This window comes from Pseudomonas sp. GNP013 (assembly GCF_054343995.1).
Genome location: NZ_JBTGUT010000001.1, coordinates 2911663 through 2933750 on the forward strand (window position 1 = coordinate 2911663; position 22088 = coordinate 2933750).

The following is a 22088-nucleotide window of genomic DNA, read 5'->3' on the forward strand; positions in this document are numbered from 1 at the left end:
CTGCGCGCGGAATGCGCGCGCTCGTGACAGGGATAGATCAGAAGAATGAAAAAAAGTGCAGCCCTGCCCGGCAGATCAGTAAAGGACTACACCCCTGCACTAGCGCATTCCTGTTGAATACTTGCCTGATCCTACGGAGTTGCCGCCGATTGGATAGATAGCCCTGGCCCGGTGGTCTAGAGTGCAAACATGGGCGATCTGCGTCGCACCTCTTATAAGAACTCAGCTACACCGACCGATGATCAGCAGGTGAACCCGCCATGGAATTACGCATCAACCAAAAAGCCTATCAAGTCGAGGCCGACGCCGACACGCCCCTGTTGTGGGTGATCCGCGATGACCTGGGCATGACCGGCACCAAGTACGGCTGCGGCCTGGCCCAGTGCGGCGCCTGCTCGGTGCTGGTGGACGGCAACGTGGTACGCGCCTGCGTTACACCGGTGGCCGCCGTGGCGGGCCGCGAAATCACCACCATCGAGGCCATCGAAGCCGATGATGTGGGTAAGCGCGTGGTCGCCGCCTGGGTCGAGCATCAGGTGGCGCAATGCGGTTATTGCCAGTCCGGGCAGGTGATGGCGGCCACTGCGCTGCTCAAGCACACCCCCGCGCCCACCACGGCGCAGATCGACGCGGCCATGGTCAACCTGTGCCGCTGCGGCACGTACAACGCGATCCACACCGCCATGGATGATCTGGCCAAGCAGGAGCGTGCCTGATGAATACGCATCTGCCCCTGCCTGAATTGCCCCTGGGTGATCCGGTCAACCTGTCGCGCCGACGCTTTCTGGCCAGCACCGCCGTGGGCGCGCTGGTGATCGGCTTCGGCCTGCCGATGGGCTCGGCCCGGGTGCAGGCTGCCACGGCCAACGCCGCAGAGCGCGGCACCCAGGTGCCGGCGTTTCTGGAAATTCGCCCGGACGGCAGCGTGCGTCTGCTCAGCCCCTTCATGGAAGGTGGCCAGGGCACCCACACCGCCATGGCGCAGATCGTCGGCGAAGAGCTGGACGCCGATCCCGCCACTTTCGTGGTCGAGGCCGCTCCACCGGGCGAAGCCTACGTGGTGATGGAAAACGGCATGCGCATTACCGGCGGCAGCATGTCGGTGCGCATGAGCTACCCGACCATGCGCCGCCTGGGCGCCCTCGCGCGCGCCATGCTGCTGCAGGCCGGCGCCGAACAGCTCGGCGTGCCGCTCGCCGAACTCACCACCCAGCCCGGCCGCGTGGTGCACGCAGCGTCCGGCCGTTCGCTGGGCTACGGCGAATTGGCCGGGCGTGCCCTGGACATGCCGGTGCCCGACCCGGCCAGCATCACCCTGCGCGACCCGAGCCAGTTCCGCTGGATCGGCAAACCGGTGAAACGCCTGGACGCCTACGACAAATCCACCGGCAAGGCGCTGTATACCATCGACCTTAAAGTCGACGACATGCTCCATGCCGCCGTGCAGCACGCGCCCCGCCTGGGCATGACCGTCGGCAGCCTGCGCAATCAGGCGCAGGTCGAAGCGATGAAAGGCGTGCATTCGGTGCACACCCTGCCCGGCGCCGTGGCGGTGGTGGCCGAACGCTGGTGGCACGCCAAACGCGCCGTCGAAGCGATCCAGGTGGATTGGCTGGAAGCGGCCGCCGATTCGAAGCTGCGCGCAATGCCTGCCGACTTTTCCAGCGACAAACACCGCGAATTCCTCGCCGCCCAGCAAGGTCCGACCCGCGACGACGAGAACGAGGGCGACGTGGCCAGCGCGCTGAAAAACGCCAAAACCCGGGTCGAGGCCACCTACCACAACCAATACCTCAACCATGCCCAACTGGAGCCGCCGTCGGCGCTGGCGCGCTTCAACCCCGATGGCTCACTCGAGGTGTGGCTGCCCAACCAGGCACCGGACATGTTCCGCGCCGACATCGCCAAGCGCACCGGCCTTGATCCTGCGAACATCACCCTGCACTCGCCGCTGCTGGGCGGATTTTTCGGTCGGCACTTCCTCTATGAGTCGGCCAATCCCTACCCGCAGGCCATCGCGCTGGCCAAGGCCGTGGGTCGCCCGGTCAAACTGATCTGGAGCCGCGAGGAAGAGTTTTTGCGTGACGTGTTGCGCCCGCTGGCGGTGGTCAAGTTCCGCGCTGCACTGGATGACAAAGGTTTGCCGGTCGCCATCGAAGCAGTCAGCGCCACCGAAGGCCCGACCGAAGCCCTCGCCGGCAAACAGGGCGACAAGATTGACCCTGCGGCCCTTGAAGGGTTGTCGGGCAAAAGCTACGCAATCGCCAACAAACGCACCGCGCAGATCTACGTCAAAGGCCCGGCCATGCTCGGGTACTGGCGTTCGGTGGGCAATTCGCTCAACGATTTTTTCTATGAAGCGTTCCTCGATGAACTGGCGGACAAGGGCGGTCACGACCCCTATGAGTTGCGCCTGCACCTGCTGCGCGACAACCCGCGACTGACTACCTTGCTCAAGGCTGCAGGCGAGTTGTCCGGCGGCTGGAAACGGGGCCCCTACACCGCCGAAGACGGCAGCCGCCGTGCCCGTGGCGTGGCGATGGCGTCGCCGTTCGGCTCCCATGCGGCGGTGGTCGCCGAAGTGTCGATCGAGCACGGCCAGGTCAAGGTGCATCACATCTGGGAAGCGATCGACCCCGGCAGCATCGTCAACCCTGCCATCGTGCAGGCGCAGGTGGCCGGCGCCGTGGCGTTGGGTCTGTCGCAAACCCTGATCGAGGAAGCGGTGTACGTGGACGGCAAGCCACGCGCACGCAACTACGACCTGTACCCGATCCTGCCGCCCTCGCGCATGGCGCAGGTGCACGTGAAGATCGTCGAGAGTGGCGAAAAAATGGGCGGTATCGGCGAACCCCCGCTGCCCGCAGTGGCGCCGGCCGTGGCTAACGCGGTGGCGCAGTTGACCGGCCAGCGCATCCGCAGCTTGCCATTGAGCCGATACACCTTCAGCTAAGGACAGGGAACGCCCATGAACACCCGACGATTCGCCCGAACCGCAGGCTGGCTTGCCCTGCCCTGCCTGATCGCTGCCGGCCTGCTGGCCTGGTATGTCACCCGTGAGCCTGCCTCGCCGTTCGAGCAGGAACAGGCCACAACTTTCGACCCGGCGCTGGTCAGCCGTGGCGAGTATGTCGCGCGCCTCGGCGACTGCGTGGCGTGCCACAGCCTCGCCGGCAAGGCGCCCTTTGCCGGCGGCCTGGAAATGGCCACGCCGCTGGGGGCGATCCACGCCACCAATATCACCCCGGATCGAGACGTCGGCATCGGCGCCTACAGCCTGGCCGACTTCGACCGCGCGGTACGCCAAGGCGTGGCGCCGGGCGGCCGCCGACTCTACCCGGCCATGCCCTACCCGTCTTATGTGAAGCTCAGCGACGATGACGTGCGCGCGCTGTATGCGTTCTTCATGAAAGGCGTGCAACCGGCCAGCGAGCCCAATATTCCCGGCGCCATCCCCTGGCCGCTGAATATGCGCTGGCCCATCGCCCTGTGGAACGGCGTGTTCGCCCCCACGGCCACCTACGCCGCCAAACCCGGCCAGGATGCGCTGTGGAACCGTGGCGCCTATATCGTCCAGGGCCCTGGTCATTGCGGCAGTTGCCATACGCCGCGCGGCCTGGCCTTTAACGAAAAAGCCCTGGATGAGACCGGCACGCCGTTCCTCGCCGGTGCGCTGCTCGATGGCTGGTACGCGCCGAGCCTGCGCCAGGACCACAACACCGGCCTGGGCCGCTGGAGCGAGCCGCAGATCGTGCAATTCCTCAAGACCGGGCGCAACCAGCACGCGGTGGTGTACGGCTCGATGACCGAGGCCTTCAACAACTCCACGCAGTTCATGACCGACGACGACCTGGCCGCCATCGCCCGCTACCTCAAGGCACTGCCCGGCGATCCGCAGCGCGACGGTGCGCCCTGGCAGTACCAGGCCGCCGCCACCGACGCACGCCCCGGCGCCCATCTGTACGCGACACGCTGCGCCTCCTGCCACGGCCCGGACGGCAAGGGCCAGCCCGACTGGATGCCACCCCTGGCCGGCGCCACCTCGGCGCTGGCCAAGGAAGCCGCCTCGGCCATCAACATCACCCTCAACGGCTCCCAACGCATCGTCGCCGCTGGCGTACCCGATGCCTACCGCATGCCAGCGTTCCGCGAGCAACTGTCCGACCAGGAAATCGCCCAGGTGCTGACCTACATGCGCAGTACCTGGGGCAACACTGGCGGCGCAGTCGACGCCAAGGACGTCAACAAACTGCGCGGCCACACCGACCCGGCCAGCAGTAGCCCGATCATTTTGCATATGCGCTAAGAGCGGGGCAGCCTGAGAGCCGACCGGGATGGTCTGCCGAGCGCTGTACAACAAGGGGGCTTGCTCCCGATGAGGGTGGGTCAGCTTATGTGTAGCTGACCCACTGCCATCGGGAGCACGCCCCCTCCCACATTTGGATCTCCATTGGTCTGATGGATATCACACTGCTTTTGATCTGCTTTGGCTTTTGATCTTGATCTTAGGCGCCCCGTCAACCACGCAGGCCGAACGCCGGCTTGAATCCGTGGGCCGCCGTAAGGGCGCAACCCATAGCAGCCATCCCCCGCAGCAACGGCTATCCCCCCATCAAAAGCCCCCAAACCCGTAACATTTTTGGCAATATCCCCCTCTCCATCATTTCTCCACAAACCCTCCCACAAAAGCGCATGGTAATTACGCACAATCCCCCCAGCCCCACGGCAACCACAACACCGAGCCCAACATGAATGACCTGCCCAACAGCCTCCGGGAAACCCAGGCGCTGGTACTGATCGCCGAAGACGAACCCGAAATCGCCGACATCCTCATCGCCTACCTCAAGCGCGCCGGGTTTCGCACCGCCCATGCGCTGGACGGCCGGCGCGCGCTGGAGCTGCATCAGACGCTCAAGCCGGACCTGCTGCTGCTCGATGTGCTCATGCCCCATGTGGACGGCTGGAAGGTGCTCGCCGAAGTACGCCATCGCGGCAATACGCCGGTGATCATGCTGACCGCGCAGGACCAGGACCTGGACAAGCTGATGGGCCTGCGCATCGGCGCCGACGACTACATCGTCAAACCGTTCAATCCGGCCGAAGTGGTGGCGCGCACCCAGGCCGTGCTGCGCCGCACCACCGACTATCAATACGTGTCGGCCAGCAGCGTGCTGCGCGTGGATGCGTTCGAGATCGATATCGAAAGCCACGAAGTCACGGTGCGCAGAGCGGGTGAGGCATTAACGCTGCTGCTCACCGCCACCGAATTCAAGTTGCTCGCGCAACTGGCCAAAGCACCCAAGCGCGTGTTTAGCCGCGCCGAGCTGCTGGCGCTGTGCTCGCCGGAAAGCGACAGCCTGGAACGCACGGTGGACAGCCACATCAGCAAGTTGCGCCGCAAGATCGAAGACCTCGGCCTGCAAGGCGTGCCCGAAAGTATCCGGGGCGTGGGTTACCGGTTTGGGAGTGTGACGTGAAAATCCTTAACGGCTTGAGCCGCCAGATCATTGTGTCGATGTCAGCCGTGGTGCTGTGCGTCATCACCCTCGCCGTGGTCGGCTCCTACGTGTTCTATTCGCTGTTGTGGGCCTATTGGCCGCTGTCCGAAGAAGACGTGGACACGTGGATGCCGTCCAATATCGAGTGGGCCTGGATGGGGCTGATCACCCTGGTGGGCCTGGCCGTGGGCGCGGTGGTGGCGTTGAAGTTGTCGCGCCGGATTCTGATGCCCTTGAACTCGGTCGCCGAGAACCTGCGCAAACTGGCCGACGGTGACCTGGAAGCGCAAGCCGTGGCGGGTGAACACCCCATCGGCGAGGCGGCGATTCTGGTGGATGACTTCAACAGCATGGCTCAGCGCCTTAAACGCATGGCCCAGGAGCAGGCGTTCTGGAACGCGGCGATTGCCCACGAACTGCGTACGCCCCTGACCATCCTGCGCGGACGCCTGCAAGGCCTGGCCGAAGGCGTGTTCGAACCGGACAACGCGCAGTTCTACAGCCTGCTGGGTCAGGTCGAAGGGCTGACGCGGCTGATCGAAGACCTGCGGGTGGTCGGGCTGGCCGACAGCGGCTACCTGGAACTGCACCTGCAGAACGCCGACCTCGCTGCCGGGATCGAGGACGATGTGCGGCTGTTCGAACCGAGCCTCACGGCCGCCGGGTTTGTGCTGCACCTGGACCTGCAACGCCGTTTGATGCGCTGCGATCCCGGGCGGATCCGCCAGGCCTTGCTCGCCCTGCTGGACAATATCCGCCGCCACGCCACGCCGGGTAACGTCAACATCCACCTGAGCACGCGCGACGCGATCCATTATCTGCGGGTGCGCGATGATGGCCCCGGCATCGACGCCGAATTTGCCGTGCACCTGTTCGAAGCTTTCCAGCGCGGCGAAAACTCGCGCTCCCGGGCCCAGGGCGGCAGCGGCCTGGGCCTGGCGGTGGTGCGCGCGATTGCCCTCGCCCACGGCGGTGCGGTGAGCTGCCGACGCATGGAAAACGGCGGCACTCTGTTCGAATTCAGCTGGCCCATTTGATCAACCGGATACCGCGATGCGCGTCTTTGCCTGGCTGTTCAGCTCCACCCCCGACTACCGGGACTTCGCTTTACTGGATAACCAAGGCGTGTGTATCGCATTCAAACGCTGTACGGCCCAGCCTGCCAACGGGGACTGGGTCGCCGTCCATGAGATCAACCTGAGCTGGCTGGGCAGACCGTTGCCCGGCAGAGCCCGAACCGTTTAACAACCTTCATCCTGTACGCAGTGGCCTACTCTTATGTCGAACACGTATCTGTCCAAGCTTGAAGACTCACTGAGACTGCACACCACCCGGTTGAAAAAGTGGCAGCGGCTGTGGGTGCCCTTGCAGCAGCGCGCACCAAAATGGGTCCTGGGACTGTGGATTCTGGGGGTGTTCTTCTCCTTGATCACCGAGTTCTATGCGCACTGGATGGTGACCGCGCCGTTGATCCTTGCGTTGATCGTCGCCGAAATCGTGATTGACGAGCGGCAAATGACGCTGGCGTTGCAGGCCGATAAACTGCGCGACCTGCTCAGGACCGCCAGGCATCGCTATGCCTGCCCTTGAGGGTTATGTGCCTGGCGCATGGCCCATTCTTAAACGTCATAACGCTGATTTCATCTGCGTGGTAGGCTCGCTGGTTTATAAACAGGCATTGATCGTGCATTAGACGATGGCCAGAACCAGGAAAGATCATGCCAAAAATTTCCCACTCAGCGCTTCGCTGCAATTTTCGTGAGTTGCTTGCCGCCCCCCACTGCGTCGAAACAGCTTCTGTGTTCGACCCGATGTCCGCACGCATTGCGGCCGACCTGGGTTTCGAGGTCGGCATCCTGGGCGGCTCGGTCGCCTCGTTGCAGGTGCTGGCGGCGCCCGATTTCGCGCTGATTACCCTCAGCGAGTTCGTCGAACAGGCCACGCGCATCGGTCGCGTCGCCCAACTGCCCTTTATCGCCGATGCCGATCACGGTTACGGCAATGCCCTGAACGTGATGCGCACCGTCGAAGAGCTCGAACGCGCCGGCGTGGCCGCACTGACCATCGAAGACACCCTGCTGCCCGCGCAATTCGGGCGCAAATCCACCGATCTGATTTCCATCGACGAAGGCATCGGCAAGGTCAAGGCAGCCCTCGAGGCTCGGGTCGATCCCGCGCTGTCGATCATCGCGCGCACCAATGCCGGCGTGCTGCCCACCGAGGACGTGATCAAGCGCACCAGGGCCTACGAAAAGGCCGGTGCCGACGGCATCTGCATGGTCGGCGTCAAGGACTTCGAGCACCTGGAGCAGATCGCCGAGAACCTCAGCGTGCCGCTGATGCTGGTGACCTACGCCAACCCCAAGCTCAACGACGCAGCACGCCTGGCCAGCCTCGGTGTGCGCGTGGTGGTGGCCGGCCATGGCGCCTACTTTGCGGCCATCAAGGCCACCTACGACAGCCTGCGCGCGCAGCGCCAACTGACCCACCGCACCTCCAACCTCAGCGCCACCGAACTCACGCACACCTACACGTTGCCGGCCAGCTACATGGCGTGGGCCGAAGAGTTCATGGACGTCAAAGAGTAAGGCTGACGGCATGCTCCAGCACCACTTGCAACGGGTGGCGCAGGTGCTTGCCGGCTTGACGCTTGACCTGACTGCGGCAGGAATACCCGGTGGCCAGCGCCTCACCGGGCGGGTCCAGCTTGCCCGCCCATGACTGCTCGAAAATGGTCTTCGACGTGTGCTGATTGCGGGCCTCATGGCCGTAAGTGCCGGACATCCCGCAGCAGCCACTCGCCTCGCTGACCAGCGTGAGCCCCAATCGGGCAAACACGGCTTGCCACTGCGCGGTACTTGCCGGGGCGTTGGTCTTTTCGGTGCAGTGCGCCAGCAGCCGGAAGGTCTGCGAGCGGTGGGTCGTGCGCTCCGGCAGCGCGTCGACCAGCCATTCCTGAGGCAGCAGCACCGTCGGGCATTCGCCAATCCCCGGCACCTTGCGGTACTCCTGGCGATACACCAGCGTCATCGCCGGATCCAGCCCCACCAGCGGCACGCCGCAGTCGGCCAGCGCCTTGAGTTGCGTGGCATTGCGAATCGCCGCTTTCGCGAAGGCGCCGAGGAAGCCCTGCACATGCAAGGGTTTGCCATTGGCGCTATAGGGCGCCAGAAACACCCGATAGCCCAACTGATGAGCCAGTTGGATAAAGTGCGCCAGCAACGGTGTTTCGAAGTAACGGGTGAATGCATCCTGCACCAGCACCACGCTGCGCTCGCGTTGCGCGGGCGTCAGCTCGCGCAGGGTCGGCACGCTGGCAACCTTGACCTTGCACGCGTTAAGCGTGGCCTGCAGGTCGTGGCGGTGGATCAGCGGGCTGTCGAGCATGCCGACATGGCGCGCCAGCAGGCGACTCATCCAACCGGCGCCCATGACCGCGTTGTACAGACCCGGCGCGTAAGCCAGGTAGGGAATGCTGAACTCCAGCGAGCCGATCAGGTAGTCGCGCAACGGACGTTGATAGCGACCGTGATACAGCTCCAGGAACCGCGAGCGAAACTCCGGCACATTGACCTTGATCGGGCACTGGCCCGCGCAGGATTTACACGCCAGGCAGCCCGCCATGGCGTCATACACCTCATGGGAAAAGTCCGCCTTACCGCGCGAGCGCGCCAGGTTGTTGCGCAGCCTCGCCGGTAACCCGCCCAACCAGGCCAGCCGGCCACGGGCCACGGCCAGTACGTCGATATTGGCTGCGCCCTGCAGACGCAACCACTCGCGGATCAGCGACGCCCTGCCCTTGGGCGAATGCTGGCGTTCGCGGGTGGCCTTCCACGAGGGGCACATGGCGTCGTCGGGGTCGTAGTTGTAGCAGGCGCCGTTGCCGTTGCAATGCATGGCGGTGCCGAAGCTCTGCCACACGCGTTCGTCGATGTGCCGATCGAGGTCGCCGCGCAGCGTCACTTCGTCAACCTTGAGCAACCCCTGGGCGGCATCTGGCGGCGTGCAGATCTTGCCAGGGTTGAGCTGGTTGTGCGGGTCAAAGGCGCCCTTGAGCGCTTGCAACGCCGGGTACAGTTCGCCGAAGAATGCAGGCACGTATTCGGAGCGCAAACCCTTGCCGTGCTCGCCCCACAGCAGCCCGCCGTAACGCTGGGTCAGGGCGGCCACGGCGTCGGAGATCGGTTTGACCAGGGCGGCCTGGGCCGGGTCTTTCATGTCCAGCGCCGGGCGTACGTGCAGCACGCCGGCGTCGACATGGCCGAACATGCCATAGGCCAGGCCATAGCTGTCGAGCAAGGCGCGAAACTCGGTGATGTAATCGGCCAGACGCTCCGGCGGCACGGCAGTGTCTTCGACAAAGGGCTGCGGGCGAATTTCACCGTCGACGCTACCCAGCAGCCCCACCGAGCGTTTGCGCATGGCGTAGACGCGGGTCACCGCTTCGGCGCCTTCGGCCAGGGTGTGGCCCAGCCGCTCGAGGGTGGCGTCGCTCTGCAAGTGCGCGACAAAGGCCGCCACCCGTGCGTTGACCTGCGCCACATCGTCGCCGCTGAATTCCACCAGGTTGATGCCCAGCGTCGGGCGCACGGCCTCGGTGGGGAAATACTCGGCGACGCTGTGCCAGACAATGTCCTTCATTGCCAGCTGCAGCACCCTGGAATCCACGGTCTCGATGGACAGCGGCGCGTGCGCAAGCAAGGCGTTGGCGTCGCGCAGCGCGTCCATGAAGCTGGCGTAGCGCACATTGACCAACACCGAATAGCGCGGAATCGGCAGCACATTGAGCCGGGCCTCGACCACGTAGCCGAGCGAGCCTTCGGCGCCGCACAGCACACTGTTGAGGTTGAAACGCCCCTGCTCGTCACGCAGGTGCGCCAGGTCGTAACCGGTGAGGCAGCGATTGAGCGTGGGGAACACCGAGGCGATCAGTTCGGCCTGGGTGTCGTGGATCTGCCGCGCGGTACGGTACACCTCACCGATACGCCCGCCCTGCGCGCACGCCGCGTCAAGCTCGCTGTCGGACAGCGGCCGGCTATGCAGGTGCTCGCCGCCGAGCAACACGCTGTGCAGTTCAAGGACATGGTCGCGGGTCTTGCCGTAGGTACAACTGCCCTGGCCGCTGGCGTCGGTGTTGATCATGCCGCCCACGGTGGCGCGGTTGGAGGTCGACAGCTCCGGGGCGAAGAACAGCCCGTGGGGCTTGAGCGCGGCATTGAGCTGGTCCTTGACCACGCCTGCCTGCACCCGCACCCAGCGCTCGGCCACGTTGATCTCAAGAATCGCGTTCATGTGGCGCGACAGGTCGACCACGATGCCATCGGTCAGCGACTGGCCGTTGGTGCCAGTGCCACCGCCGCGCGGGGTCAGTTTGATCTGGCGAAAGCGCGGTTCGGCCATCAGGGTGGCGATGCGCGCAATATCGTCGGCGTCCAGGGGAAATACGGCCGCTTGGGGCAGGCGCTGATAGATCGAGTTATCGGTGGCCAACACGGTGCGGGTGGCGTAGTCGGCACTGAGCTGGCCGCGAAAGCCGCTGGCCTGCAAGGCCTGCAGAAACTCCGGGTAATGCGGCGCAGGTGCAGCGGTAGGCAACGGGGCGATCATCGCGGGCAGGTCTCTGGTCACGGAAAGTCGAAATACTTGTCGCCTGGGCATTAATAGGTCAGCCTCAGGTCGTTGGTTTGGCCCATGATCCTGCAGGTTACGACGCACTACAAACGCATAATCCTGCCGCTATCGATGACTTTTACGAATGAATTACCGTCACCTCACCCCTTCGATGTCGCTGCTGCTGGCCTTTGAAGCCGCTGCGCGGCACGAAAGCTACACCCGCGCGGCCGTGGAGCTGTCCCTGACCCAGAGCGCCGTGAGCCGACAGGTTCAGGCACTGGAGCAGCAACTGGGCCTGACGCTGTTTCGCCGCGAAGGCCGGCACGTCCAGTTGACCGACGTGGGCAGGCTGTATCAGCGCGAGATGAGCCATGCGCTCGGCCTGATCCGCAGCGCCACGTTGCAGGCCCTGGCCTACCAATCGGGCAGCGGCACCCTGCGCCTGGCCACCTTGCCGACCTTTGGCTCAAAGTGGCTGTTGCCGCGCCTGCATGATTTTTACAAAAGCCACCCCGGCATGCTGGTGCACATCCATTCGCGGATCGACGCCATCGACTTCGAAACCAGCGGCATCGATGCCGCCATCGTCGTGGGCAGTGCCGATCTGCCAGGGCTGATCAGCCATCGGCTGCACATGGAAGAACTGCTGGTGATCATGTCGCCCGAAGCCGCCCTGGCCCATAAAGACTGGCAAGCGCAGCACCTGGCGCAGCAGATGCTGTTGAATGTGGCAAACAATGCCAGCGTCTGGGGCGAGTGGTTCAGCCACCACGGCCTGCCCCATCGCCTGATGCGCCTGGGGCCGAGCTTTGAGCTGACATCGCACCTGATCCAGGCCGTGCGCGCAGGCATCGGCATCGGCCTGGTGCCGCGTATCCTGGTGAGCGACGAACTGGCCAAGGGCGAATTGATCAGCCTGGGGCAGCCCTTCGCCAGTCAGCGCAGTTATTACCTGGTTTATCCGCCGCGCAATGAAAGGCTGCCTTCGTTGATTGCGTTTCGCACCTGGCTGTTGGAGCAACTGTGGGTGAGGCCGCAGCCCTTCAGGCATTTTTAAGCCAGCCCTGCAACTCCATGTGTCGTTAGCGGCTCCCGCCGATAATGTCGAAACGCGCTATGAACTGCGCAGCTCGGGGTTAATTGCCCGCGTGGATGAAACCACCAGGAGTGAAGTTAAGTGGCAGTCTGTAACGACCACTCCTTAAGTCGTCATCCCCCCGCAGTGGCACCGCCTCGACCCCCAAATACTCGACCCTCTGGGAGTGACTCAAACCACGCTCAATTTCGCCTGCTGGAGGAGGTATCAAGTTCGGTAAAACGGGAACTGATGTGATCCGCAAGCTCCCATTCTCGTAACCAATAATATAGTTGCCGAACGTTAGTGGCCCCAGCGGCGCAATAGAATAAGTTCCCGCTGCAACAGCGTTTTGGGCGGAGCCTGCATAGCGCAGGGGCAGACCAGCGAGTTCGTTTGCATCTTCGCCTGCCACGAATCCGGCATAACGGACGCCGTTACCTCCCGAATAGGGGCGACCGCTCCAAGGCACAACCTGGTCGTTCGCCGTTATCTTCAAGGTAGCCGGAAGTATTGAAGCGACGATGCTGCCATTACTCGGAGCGATAAATTGATAGTTGCCCGCATCGGCTCCGGTCAGGCTGCCGAAGACGCTGACCGCTTTGCCTTGGCCGACGTTCTTGTCGGCAAAAAGACCGCTGGTGGTGACGTTCAAGTCATCACCCGCCACGACAGTATTGCTGTCGAGACCGCCATGCACAGTGGCGCTAGTCGTGCCGTCGTAGACCTTATTGTCAGCGGTGAATGCACCGCCAATCGTCCTTGGGGTGATGGCGGCGACAACGCTGCCGTTACTCGGAGCGATAAATTGATAGTTGCCCGCATCGGCTCCGGTCAGGCTGCCGAAGACGCTGACCGCTTTGCCTTGGCCGACGTTCTTGTCGGCAAAAAGACCGCTGGTGGTGACGTTCAAGTCATCACCCGCCACGACTGTGTTGCTGTCGAGACCGCCATGCACAGTGGCGGTGGTGGTGCCGTCGTAGACCTTGTTGTCAGCGGTGAATGCACCGCCAATCGTCCTTGGGGTGATGGCCGCGACAACATTACTCGGGGCAGTAAATTGATAGTTGCCTGCATCGGCTCCGGTCAGACTGCCGAGGACGCTGACCGCTTTGCCTTGACCGACGTTTTTATCGGCAAAAAGGCCGCTGGTGGTGACACTCAGGTCATCACCCGCCACGACAGTATTGCTGTCGAGACCGCCATGCACAGTGGCGCTAGTCGTGCCGTCGTAGACCTTGTTGTCGGCGGTGAAGGCACCGCCAATCGTCCTTGGGGTGATGGCGGCGACAACGCTGCCATTACTCGGAGCGATAAATTGATAGTTGCCTGCATCGGCTCCGGTCAGGCTGCCGAGGACGCTGACCACTTTGCCTTGACCGACGTTCTTGTCGGCAAAAAGGCCGTTGGTGGTAACGCTCAAGTCATCACCCGCCACGACAGTATTGCTGTCGAGACCGCCATGCACAGTGGCGCTAGTCGTGCCGTCGTAGACCTTGTTGTCGGCGGTGAAGGCACCGCCAATCGTCCTTGGGGTGATAGCCGCGACAACGCTGCCGTTACTCGGAGCGATAAATTGATAGTTGCCCGCATCGGCTCCGGTCAGGCTGCCGAAGACGCTGACCGCTTTGCCTTGGCCGACGTTCTTGTCGGCAAAAAGACCGTTGGTGGTGACGCTCAAGTCATCACCCGCCACGACTGTGTTGCTGTCGAGACCGCCATGCACTGTGGCAGTGGTGGTGCCGTCGTAGACCTTGTTGTCGGCGGTGAATGCACCGCCAATCGTCCTTGGCGTGATGGCCGCGACAACATTACTCGGGGCAGTAAATTGATAGTTGCCTGCATCGGCTCCGGTCAGGCTGCCGAAGACGCTGACGGCTTTGCCTTGACCGACGTTTTTGTCGGCAAAAAGACCGCTGGTGGTGACACTCAGGTCATCACCCGCCACGACTGTGTTGCTGTCGAGACCGCCATGTACAGTGGCGCTAGTCGTGCCGTCGTAGACCTTGTTGTCGGCGGTGAATGCACCGCCAATCGTCCTTGGCGTGATGGCCGCGACAACATTACTCGGGGCAGTAAATTGATAGTTGCCCGCATCGGCTCCGGTCAGGCTGCCGAAGACGCTGACGGCTTTGCCTTGGCCGACGTTCTTATCGGCAAAAAGGCCGTTGGTGGTGACGCTCAAGTCATCACCCGCCACGACTGTGTTGCTGTCGAGACCGCCATGCACAGTGGCGCTAGTCGTGCCGTCGTAGACCTTATTGTCGGCGGTGAAGGCACCGCCAATCGTCCTTGGGGTGATGGCCGCGACAACATTACTCGGGGCAGTAAATTGATAGTTGCCCGCATCGGCTCCGGTCAGACTGCCGAAGACGCTGACGGCTTTACCTTGACCGACGTTCTTGTCGGCAAAAAGGCCGTTGGTGGTGACGCTCAAGTCATCACCCGCCACGACTGTGTTGCTGTCGAGACCGCCATGCACTGTGGCAGTGGTGGTGCCGTCGTAGACCTTGTTGTCGGCGGTGAATGCACCGCCAATCGTCCTTGGGGTGATGGCGGCGACAACGCTGCCATTACTCGGAGCGATAAATTGATAGTTGCCCGCATCGGCTCCGGTCAGACTGCCGAAGACGCTGACGGCTTTGCCTTGACCGACGTTCTTATCGGCAAAAAGGCCGTTGGTGGTAACGCTCAAGTCATCACCCGCCACGACAGTATTGCTGTCGAGACCGCCATGCACAGTGGCGCTAGTCGTGCCGTCGTAGACCTTATTGTCAGCGGTGAATGCACCGCCAATCGCGCGTTGGGAGATGGTGTATGTCCCCTGGACGTAACTGATGTCGTAGCCGAGCTGATCGGAGTAGAGGCCACTCATGCTCAGGGCGTAGGCTCCGGCATTACGGGCAGAGGTGCTAGCATAGATCGGCGTGCCCAGGACCTGGGCACTGCTAGCTGATAGCGTAAAGCCATTTCCACTTACCGTTGCAGTGCTCCCGTCGTAGACCCGGCCATTATCGTTCACCGTTGCATTCACTGGTTTGAGAAAGCTGCGCAGCAACGGCGTCGTCTGCCCCTCGTATAGGCGCCAAGCCCTCCCGGTCCCGCCCATAGCATCGATGTCCCAGTTCTGGAAAGTGCTGAGCGTGGTCAGCTCGCTCCGGCTCTTACCGATGCCAAAGCTGTTGTAATTGCTCGCATTATTAATGCCCGCACCTGAGCTATCGGTGGTCGCGTAGAAGGAGTCGGTGATGGAATTGCCACTGTGCTGCCCGAGCAAACCGCCAACGAAGGTCCGATTACCCCGTAAGGCTGTTGCGCTGCCCAAGGCGTAACTTTGCTGCACTGTACCGATATTGCTTGCGACCAACCCGCCGGCATAGTTCGAATCGATACCGTCACTGGCGGACGCAGATCCCACGGCGTAACTTTGATAGAGGGTTCCCTGGACATTGGTACCGACTAAACCTCCCGCGAATGCAGACGTTTTGCCCTCGGACGCGATGACTGACGCCGTGGAGTAGCTGCCGCGGATAGTGCCCCCTTGCGCGGTACCGTTCACCGTTGTGGAGGTGTTATTGCCTACCAATCCTCCAGCGATATTTTGATCCGCGTTGGCGTCGCCAGTTGTAACGGAACCCGTGGAATAACTGCTGTCGATACTCCCCAAATTGCGCGCGGCGAGGCTACCAGCAAAATTATCATTGCCGCCGGAAGCCGAGAAAAAACCGTCAGTAAGGCCCAAGTGAGTAACATGAGCCCCGCTTCCTAAAGTGCCAAACAGCCCGGCCTCAGCGTTGGTGCTTTGCGAGGAGGCATGGACCGAGACCTGAAGCTTATCGATCAGGTGACCGCCACCGTCCAAAGAGCCTGTGAAAGGTCGATCGAAGTTGCCGATAGGCACAAATCCACTGCAAGAGGAATCACAGTTCCAGTTCTGGGTACCTACAGCCTGGATATCATTGGCCAGTTTGAAGTGGCTGTTCAGGAACCCTTGCATCCCCTGCACACCATAAACGTCGGTGAGCAGGTAAGGGTTGCTTGAACTTCCATCCCCCCCGTTCGCGCGCAGGAAGGAGCCGCCATTCAAGCGAAAGTCATGGGCCTGAAATGTAGGTAGGTTTGCACTGTTTTGAGTCCAGGTTCCCCCCAGGAAGTTAAAGGTTCCCACATCAATCGCGGCGTTGACGTTAACGTTGCGCGCTATATTCAGTGTCAGGCCGCCATTGACGGCGCTGATGGGCGCATTGATATTCAGGTCGCGCAACGTAAGCAGGCTCAGGGTAGTCGCGGCATTCCAGCTGATTGGCGCCTGGATATTCAGATCTCCAGGCTCGCTGCCTTGAGCGTCAGTTTGCAGAAGAATATTGGTGCTGGCCAGATTGGAGACGAGAGTGTCTGCACCAATGCCGCTGGTGGTTTGAGCTTGGCCACCCGCCGATACGGTGAAATCGGTGGGGTCGACAAGCCACTTGCCGGTCTGTCCCTTGGGCGCCTGAGTAGTGACTCGAGTCGCCGGTGCTATCTGTACCTGTGCACCACTCGTTTCGACGAAACCGCCGTTGCCACCGTTGATGGCGCTGGCATCCAGAGTGCCGGCCACCTCGGCACGCCCACCGTGCTCCAGATCGGCCAATAGCAGAATCTTGCCCTCGTGTTCCGCCACCGTGTGAGCCTGCAGCGTGCCAGTATTGCTCACCACTGCCGAGGCGAGAGCGTTGGCGCCCTGAGCATTGAGTACGATCTGCCCACCATCAGCGTAGATTGCACCGCCGTTACGGATGCTGGACTGCAACTCAGACGCACTGACGGCAATCTGCAGATGGCCGTCGGCACCCGCCGCGAAGCTGACTTCCTGACCGCCCGCGAGCACGACGTTGCCGTTATCGGCCGATATACTGCCGGTGTTGCCGACGGTTCGCCCCAGCAGTGCTACGGTGCCATTCCTGGCGCTGATGTGACCTTGATTGATAACCTCGCCCTTGCTCTGGTCTGTGAGCACGAATCGGTCCCGCCCGGCCAGGAAGTCCTCGTTGGCAATATCCAGCGTCGAGGCGACCAGACCTCCCGTGTTCACTTGGGCGCTGGGGCCGAAGAGTACGCCTGCGCCGTTGACCAGATACACCCTGCCATTAGCGGAAAGGCTGCCCTGAATCAGCGATTGACCACCGCCGCCCGTGACGCGATTAAGGGCTGTCGCATTCGTGCCTGGCTGGTTGAAGCGCACGCTTGCGTTTTGACCTATGTCGAAGGATTGCCAGTCAAGGATGGCACGATCGGAATGCTGCTCGACAACCAGCTGATTGCCCTGCTGATGAAGTAATGCCTGGCCGCCGACGACCTTCCCGCCCGTTGGTAGTGCACCGGACTCAAGCGCCACGCCAGGTGTGGACACCATCAACAGGCTTACCACCATCGCCAGGTGCACTGAATGAAACGCTGGTTTTCGATAGGGGACGTTAACCCTGAAAGTCCACCTCAACCACGCCGTAGGTTCGCAGTTCAGTGCACGTGACGCCGCAGGCCAGGGAGTTGCAAGGGGGGCTTGTCGTTTCATGGTTATGTCCCGCGCAAAAGTCTGAGCAGTTGTAAGTCAATGAACTTAGAAGCTTTGACTGGCGGTGAGCCAGACACGCGGTCCGGTCGAGCCACCATCCTGGTCTTGATCGCTGCGGGTACCACCGGGATTGTTGCCCAGCGGCACCGCGAATATCCCATTGATGGCGAAACCACGCGCATGGGTCCAGGCAAGACCGACGCCGCTGGCATAAAGGGGATAGGTGTTACGGCCGCTACCTGCAGTATCCCAGCCTCGCCAGGGAGTCTGATGTTGGCGTGTGACACCCGCATCAAAGAAGGCATAACCATCCAGGTTCGCAATACCCAGCATGGGTAGCAGGCTATGCAGTTCCAGTTGCATCAGGGCACCACTGTCGCCACTGCCCTCGTTGACCGGATACCCCCTCACGCCGTAGGGGCCACCCAGGCTGAACTGTTGCGACGAGGCAAGGTTATTGAAAGCGAGCTGACTGGCGAAGCGCCCTCTCAGATAGAGCGCCGGAGCCAGTACCTGATCGCGGCGAAGTTCGACCCCAAGCGCAGCGAAGCCGCCTTCAACGCCCGCGCTTTGGGCGTCCTGATCACGGTCCGCGGCAATCCGCAGCGCGGCGCGCCCGCCCTCCAGTGAGAGTCTTGCGGCGGTGACACCGCCACCGCCCCAACCATCCCTGGCGTCGCCGCGCAGTTCGAGCGTCGCCAGTTGAATATCTCGCCGGCGCAGGGTGACATCAAAGGCCTCGTCTTCCAGACGCGCATGGCTGACGTCCAGCCCCACCGTGATATTGCGTTCTGTGCTGCGCAACAATGGATAGCTCAGGCCCGCATACAGGGTGCGACTCTGGCCGCGTGCGTCCAAATCGGCAAACTCTTTACCCAGTTGGTAATGCAATTGACCATAGCCGACGCTGGCGCGCAGGCCGTCATAACCCACAGGCGCGCTGTAGGAAACGCTCTCATAATCGAGTCGCTCACTAAGAATCCCACTGATCTGCAATTGATCACCGAAGCCGCTGGGATTGTCGAGCCTGACGGTGCCGAAGCCCTGCCCTCGCCCGGTGAAACGGTTGCCAAAGTTGTTGGCGCCGACAAGCCCCGCGAATAAAGGCGTGTCGCTGATCTGCAACGCCAGATCACTGGTGCCCGGCGCCTGACCTGGGCGCAGCGTACCTTCAGCCCGAACTCCAGGTAGATCGTTGGCCAGCAATAGCCCGCGCTCAAGTTGTGATAGAGAGTACGGTTCATCAGCATTGAGATCTCGGCCGGCTAGAGTGGATACGAAATCTCTGCGGACACGACCTGTACCGGGTGCAACTTGCAGACGTCCAAAACGCCCTTCAACGATGTTGATGCGCAGCGTACCGTCGCTGACATCCTGCGTAGGCAATTGCACTCTTACAAACCATCCGCGCTCGCGGTAGTAACCTACCAGTTGTTGTGCGGCAGTCTGCACTTCACCCAACGTCAAAGGACGATTAAGGTAAGGGTCGAGTTGAGATGCAAGCTCGTTAACCGGTATCAGTTTGGCGCCGACAATATCGACACGCCGAATAACAACCTTGGGCCCGCGGTGATCAGCGCCTGAAATGGGCGCCGGTGCGGCTGGCGACGGTGCAACGACCGGCCTCTGCAGGTTCTGGTCTATCTGGCGCTGAAGCTGGCCCGCGTCCGGCGCAACCTGGGCTTGAGCCGCTGAAGCACAGAAAAAAGCGGCGCCTATGACCAGACGTGTTATTGGACGTTCACCACATGAGCACGTCGTTCGCATTGTTAATGTCCGGTTGAAAACACGTAACACACGAGCATTTAATCTAGATTATTTTCATATTTTATCCAGGCAGCTTTTATGAATTTTTCATTAGCGGTCGTTTTGGCTCCTGGCAATTGGCTGGCTGACATGATCAATCAAACTTTTACTAATAAGAAGAGAGTGTTCGGCCTGAAACCTGAGCAACTCTTCCACTGTCATTGCGGTATCAAAAACCGATAACTCAATAAAGTCACCCGCAACAGACTGCCGCCCATCATGCACTTCTGGCGGCCCGCCATGGCTCAACTACCACTCACTTCCCCCCCTCCACCTTCCCTTCCTGCATCTGCACCGACGACTTGCTTCCATCGGCATTGCCTTTGGTGGTGTTGTCGGCATTGTCAAAGCACCCGTGCAGCAGGAACACGCTGCACAGGCTCAGGCACATCGAGAGTCTTTTCATGATCATCTCCAGGCGAATTCAAACACGGGCCGTCAGCCCTTGTTTTATCTGGCCCTGACACACCTGTGACTGTTCAACAAATAGTCTGCCTGGCTGACAGGCGGTCAAGGCACCGTCGGCAAAAAATCTGAATCATTCACCCAGGCGGCCCTCTGTGTTTTATATGGAATAAAGAACGAGGACGCTGGCTTGAGCGATATGGATTGGGTGCAATGGCCTGCCATGGCCGTCACCGTAATGGCGGCATGGCTGATCGGGTCGCAGCGCCCGGCAAGGCGGATGGCAGGATTTTTCTGTTTTATCTTGAGCAATATTCTGTGGGTCATCTGGGGCGTGCATGCCCATGCGTACGCGCTGATCGTGCTGCAGATATGCCTGTGCCTGATGAACCTGCGCGGCTTCAGAAAGAACGTGCAAAATCGCTGATCAAGATCATCCGGCATTGCGCTGCGCGCGCAGGTTCTTTGTGAAGCCCGCGCGGGCTTGCACAAAAAGCCTGCTCGCCAAAAAAGCCGGGGGTCGCTTCCAGACAGCGTTTAGTCAGTTCATCTGGAACAGTTGGCGTTGCTGGAGGAATTCCCGGGATACATTTTCGATGGATTCACGGCCCACTTCGATACGCGCATTAAGCGCGGCAATGGTGGCGTCATCCAGCGTGGAAGACAGTGCGTTGAGCAACTGCCCGACCTTCGGGTTGGCCTTCAGAACCTCGGTGCGGATGACGGGGGTGAGTGCGTAACTGGGAAAAAATCCCTTGTCGTCCTTCAGCGCAACAAACCCGAACGCGGACATGCGTCCATCAGTCGACATCACCAGCGCCACGTTCGTCTGGCTGTCACGCAGGGCCTGGTAAGTCAGGCCGCCGTCCATTCGGATCACGTTTTTACGCCCGAACTCGAACCCATAGGTTTGTTGCAGCGGTCGCAGCCCGTCAGAGCGCGAAAAAAATTCGGCATTGGAGGCAAATGTGTAGAGCTTGCCGTCGCCGATATTCCTGGCCAGGTCGCTGATCGAGGCAATGCCGTCCTTGTCCGCCTGCTCCTTGCGCATGGCCAGTGCGTAGGTGTTGTTGGCGCCGGATGGATTCAACCAGGTGATGCCCTTCTGCGCGTCCAGGGCGCTGACCTTGTTGTAGGCTGCTTCGGCATCCAGCTTTTCATTGACCTTATTGTGAACGATCAACGCAGTGCCGGTGTATTCCCAGTACACGTCGACCTGGCCGTTTTCCTGCGCCGCGCGCAGGATCGAGGAGCCCAGGTCCGGGCGTTTATCCACCCGATAGCCATTGGCGCGCAGCAACTGAGTGGTAAGTTCGGCCACCAGTTGCTGCTCGGTAAATTTCTTGCCGCCGACGACGAGGGTGCTGTTGGCGGAGGCACCGCCCACCAGACACAACGTAAACATCAGACTGACCAACGCTCGATACATCATCCTGCACCTCGTTTCAGTGTTGTGTGTCGACAGATTTCAAACGCGTCCGGCCAAACGCAATCCACGGGAAACGCTGAGGTTCTGGATCAGGCCGCACGCAAGGTCGATCACGATGGCCAGCAATGCGGTGGACACGGCACCGGCCAGCATCATGTCGAAATCGTTCAGGTCGATACCGGTAAAGATCAATTCGCCCAGCCCGCCCCCGCCGACCAGGAAGGCCAGCGGCGCCGTGCCGACGTTGATGGCCAGGGCCGTACGGATACCGGCGAAGATCACGTTCATCGCATTCGGTATCTCGACTTTCCACAGCACTTGCGTCGGCGTCATGCCCATGGCCTCGGCCGCTTCGATCACGTGCCGGGGCACCGCGCGCAAACCTTCGCAGGTGTTTACCGCCACGGGCAGCAAGGTTGCCACCCACAAGGCGAAGATGGCCGCGCTACTGCCCACGCCGACAAAGCTCATGGCCAGCGCCAGCAGGGCGAGCTTGGGAATGGCCTGCCCCACATTGAGAAGCTGCATGCACGCCATGGCATGGCGCTGGCTCGCCGTGCGGCTCATCCATACGCCAAGGGGCAGCGCCAGCAGCAAGGCCAGTGCCGCGCTGATGGCGACGATTTGCAGGTGCTGAACGCTCAGGTAGCTGATATCGCCCCAATAGAGCTCAAGCCCGGCGCTCAATCGGCTGATGAACTCAGGCAT

The 22088-nt window shown here is 61.7% G+C and carries 15 protein-coding genes; 9 read left to right on the forward strand and 6 right to left on the reverse strand.

The window, feature by feature from the left end; all coding sequences use genetic code 11:
- Positions 1-260 precede the first annotated feature (260 nt).
- From ACXX81_RS12535 to ACXX81_RS12565, 7 genes are all read left to right on the forward strand, one after another.
- Entirely contained in the window at positions 261-716 is a 456-nt protein-coding gene (locus ACXX81_RS12535) for a (2Fe-2S)-binding protein (protein WP_209981143.1), read from the forward strand.
- Positions 716-2953: a xanthine dehydrogenase family protein molybdopterin-binding subunit gene (locus ACXX81_RS12540; RefSeq protein WP_458571777.1), complete on the forward strand. Its 2238-nt coding sequence runs from the start codon at positions 716-718 to the stop codon at positions 2951-2953. Before ACXX81_RS12535 ends, ACXX81_RS12540 begins: the two co-directional genes overlap by 1 nt.
- Positions 2954-2968: 15 nt before the next feature.
- Complete coding sequence (locus ACXX81_RS12545; RefSeq protein ID WP_209981140.1) at positions 2969-4306, forward strand: c-type cytochrome; 1338 nt, start codon at positions 2969-2971, stop codon at positions 4304-4306.
- Positions 4307-4748: 442 nt separating this feature from the next.
- Complete coding sequence (locus tag ACXX81_RS12550; RefSeq protein WP_458571778.1) at positions 4749-5477, forward strand: response regulator; 729 nt, start codon at positions 4749-4751, stop codon at positions 5475-5477.
- Positions 5474-6535, forward strand: coding sequence for an ATP-binding protein (locus ACXX81_RS12555; RefSeq protein WP_458571779.1), 1062 nt, complete (start codon positions 5474-5476; stop codon positions 6533-6535). Before ACXX81_RS12550 ends, ACXX81_RS12555 begins: the two co-directional genes overlap by 4 nt.
- A 241-nt stretch (positions 6536-6776) precedes the next feature.
- Entirely contained in the window at positions 6777-7088 is a 312-nt protein-coding gene (locus tag ACXX81_RS12560) for a hypothetical protein (RefSeq protein WP_209981133.1), read from the forward strand.
- Between the two features lie 128 nt (positions 7089-7216).
- Positions 7217-8086 (forward strand): oxaloacetate decarboxylase, encoded by an 870-nt coding sequence (locus ACXX81_RS12565; RefSeq protein WP_458571780.1) that lies wholly within the window; start codon positions 7217-7219, stop codon positions 8084-8086.
- Here the strand turns inward: ACXX81_RS12565 and ydiJ are convergent.
- Positions 8076-11105: a D-2-hydroxyglutarate dehydrogenase YdiJ gene (gene ydiJ, locus ACXX81_RS12570; RefSeq protein ID WP_458572588.1), complete on the reverse strand. Its 3030-nt coding sequence runs from the start codon at positions 11103-11105 to the stop codon at positions 8076-8078. The genes ACXX81_RS12565 and ydiJ overlap by 11 nt on opposite strands.
- Positions 11106-11253: 148 nt before the next feature.
- Here ydiJ and ACXX81_RS12575 point away from each other — a divergent pair, with 148 nt between their 5' ends.
- Entirely contained in the window at positions 11254-12168 is a 915-nt protein-coding gene (locus tag ACXX81_RS12575; protein ID WP_458571781.1) for a LysR substrate-binding domain-containing protein, read from the forward strand.
- A 79-nt stretch (positions 12169-12247) separates the two neighbouring features.
- Here ACXX81_RS12575 and ACXX81_RS12580 read toward each other — a convergent pair whose 3' ends face one another.
- The 3 genes from ACXX81_RS12580 to ACXX81_RS12590 all read right to left on the reverse strand — a co-directional run bounded on the left by ACXX81_RS12580 (position 12248) and on the right by ACXX81_RS12590 (position 19952).
- Positions 12248-17740 (reverse strand): YDG domain-containing protein, encoded by a 5493-nt coding sequence (locus ACXX81_RS12580; RefSeq protein WP_458571782.1) that lies wholly within the window; start codon positions 17738-17740, stop codon positions 12248-12250.
- Positions 17741-17785: 45 nt separating this feature from the next.
- Complete coding sequence (locus tag ACXX81_RS12585) at positions 17786-19507, reverse strand: ShlB/FhaC/HecB family hemolysin secretion/activation protein (protein WP_458571783.1); 1722 nt, start codon at positions 19505-19507, stop codon at positions 17786-17788.
- Between the two features lie 295 nt (positions 19508-19802).
- A complete protein-coding gene (locus ACXX81_RS12590; RefSeq protein WP_458571784.1) occupies positions 19803-19952 on the reverse strand; it encodes a hypothetical protein in 150 nt (49 codons plus the stop codon).
- A 198-nt stretch (positions 19953-20150) separates the two neighbouring features.
- Here ACXX81_RS12590 and ACXX81_RS12595 point away from each other — a divergent pair, with 198 nt between their 5' ends.
- Positions 20151-20378, forward strand: a complete 228-nt coding sequence (locus tag ACXX81_RS12595) for a hypothetical protein (RefSeq protein ID WP_458572589.1) — start codon at positions 20151-20153, stop codon at positions 20376-20378.
- A gap of 114 nt (positions 20379-20492) precedes the next feature.
- Here ACXX81_RS12595 and ACXX81_RS12600 read toward each other — a convergent pair whose 3' ends face one another.
- Together ACXX81_RS12600 and ACXX81_RS12605 are read right to left on the reverse strand one after the other, a co-directional pair.
- Positions 20493-21383 (reverse strand): glycine betaine ABC transporter substrate-binding protein, encoded by an 891-nt coding sequence (locus ACXX81_RS12600; RefSeq protein ID WP_209981117.1) that lies wholly within the window; start codon positions 21381-21383, stop codon positions 20493-20495.
- Positions 21384-21419: 36 nt separating this feature from the next.
- Positions 21420-22088: an ABC transporter permease gene (locus ACXX81_RS12605; protein WP_458571785.1), complete on the reverse strand. Its 669-nt coding sequence runs from the start codon at positions 22086-22088 to the stop codon at positions 21420-21422.

Coding starts and splice junctions, on each gene's coding strand:
- ACXX81_RS12535 (WP_209981143.1), top strand. CDS start 261: ATGGAATTACGCATCAACCAAAAAGCCTATCAAGTCGAGGCCGACGCC.
- ACXX81_RS12540 (WP_458571777.1), top strand. CDS start 716: ATGAATACGCATCTGCCCCTGCCTGAATTGCCCCTGGGTGATCCGGTC.
- ACXX81_RS12545 (WP_209981140.1), top strand. CDS start 2,969: ATGAACACCCGACGATTCGCCCGAACCGCAGGCTGGCTTGCCCTGCCC.
- ACXX81_RS12550 (WP_458571778.1), top strand. CDS start 4,749: ATGAATGACCTGCCCAACAGCCTCCGGGAAACCCAGGCGCTGGTACTG.
- ACXX81_RS12560 (WP_209981133.1), top strand. CDS start 6,777: ATGTCGAACACGTATCTGTCCAAGCTTGAAGACTCACTGAGACTGCAC.
- ACXX81_RS12565 (WP_458571780.1), top strand. CDS start 7,217: ATGCCAAAAATTTCCCACTCAGCGCTTCGCTGCAATTTTCGTGAGTTG.
- ydiJ (WP_458572588.1), bottom strand. CDS start 11,105: ATGATCGCCCCGTTGCCTACCGCTGCACCTGCGCCGCATTACCCGGAG.
- ACXX81_RS12575 (WP_458571781.1), top strand. CDS start 11,254: ATGAATTACCGTCACCTCACCCCTTCGATGTCGCTGCTGCTGGCCTTT.
- ACXX81_RS12580 (WP_458571782.1), bottom strand. CDS start 17,740: ATGAAACGACAAGCCCCCCTTGCAACTCCCTGGCCTGCGGCGTCACGT.
- ACXX81_RS12585 (WP_458571783.1), bottom strand. CDS start 19,507: ATGCGAACGACGTGCTCATGTGGTGAACGTCCAATAACACGTCTGGTC.
- ACXX81_RS12590 (WP_458571784.1), bottom strand. CDS start 19,952: ATGAAAAGACTCTCGATGTGCCTGAGCCTGTGCAGCGTGTTCCTGCTG.
- ACXX81_RS12595 (WP_458572589.1), top strand. CDS start 20,151: ATGGATTGGGTGCAATGGCCTGCCATGGCCGTCACCGTAATGGCGGCA.
- ACXX81_RS12600 (WP_209981117.1), bottom strand. CDS start 21,383: ATGATGTATCGAGCGTTGGTCAGTCTGATGTTTACGTTGTGTCTGGTG.
- ACXX81_RS12605 (WP_458571785.1), bottom strand. CDS start 22,088: ATGCCTGAGTTCATCAGCCGATTGAGCGCCGGGCTTGAGCTCTATTGG.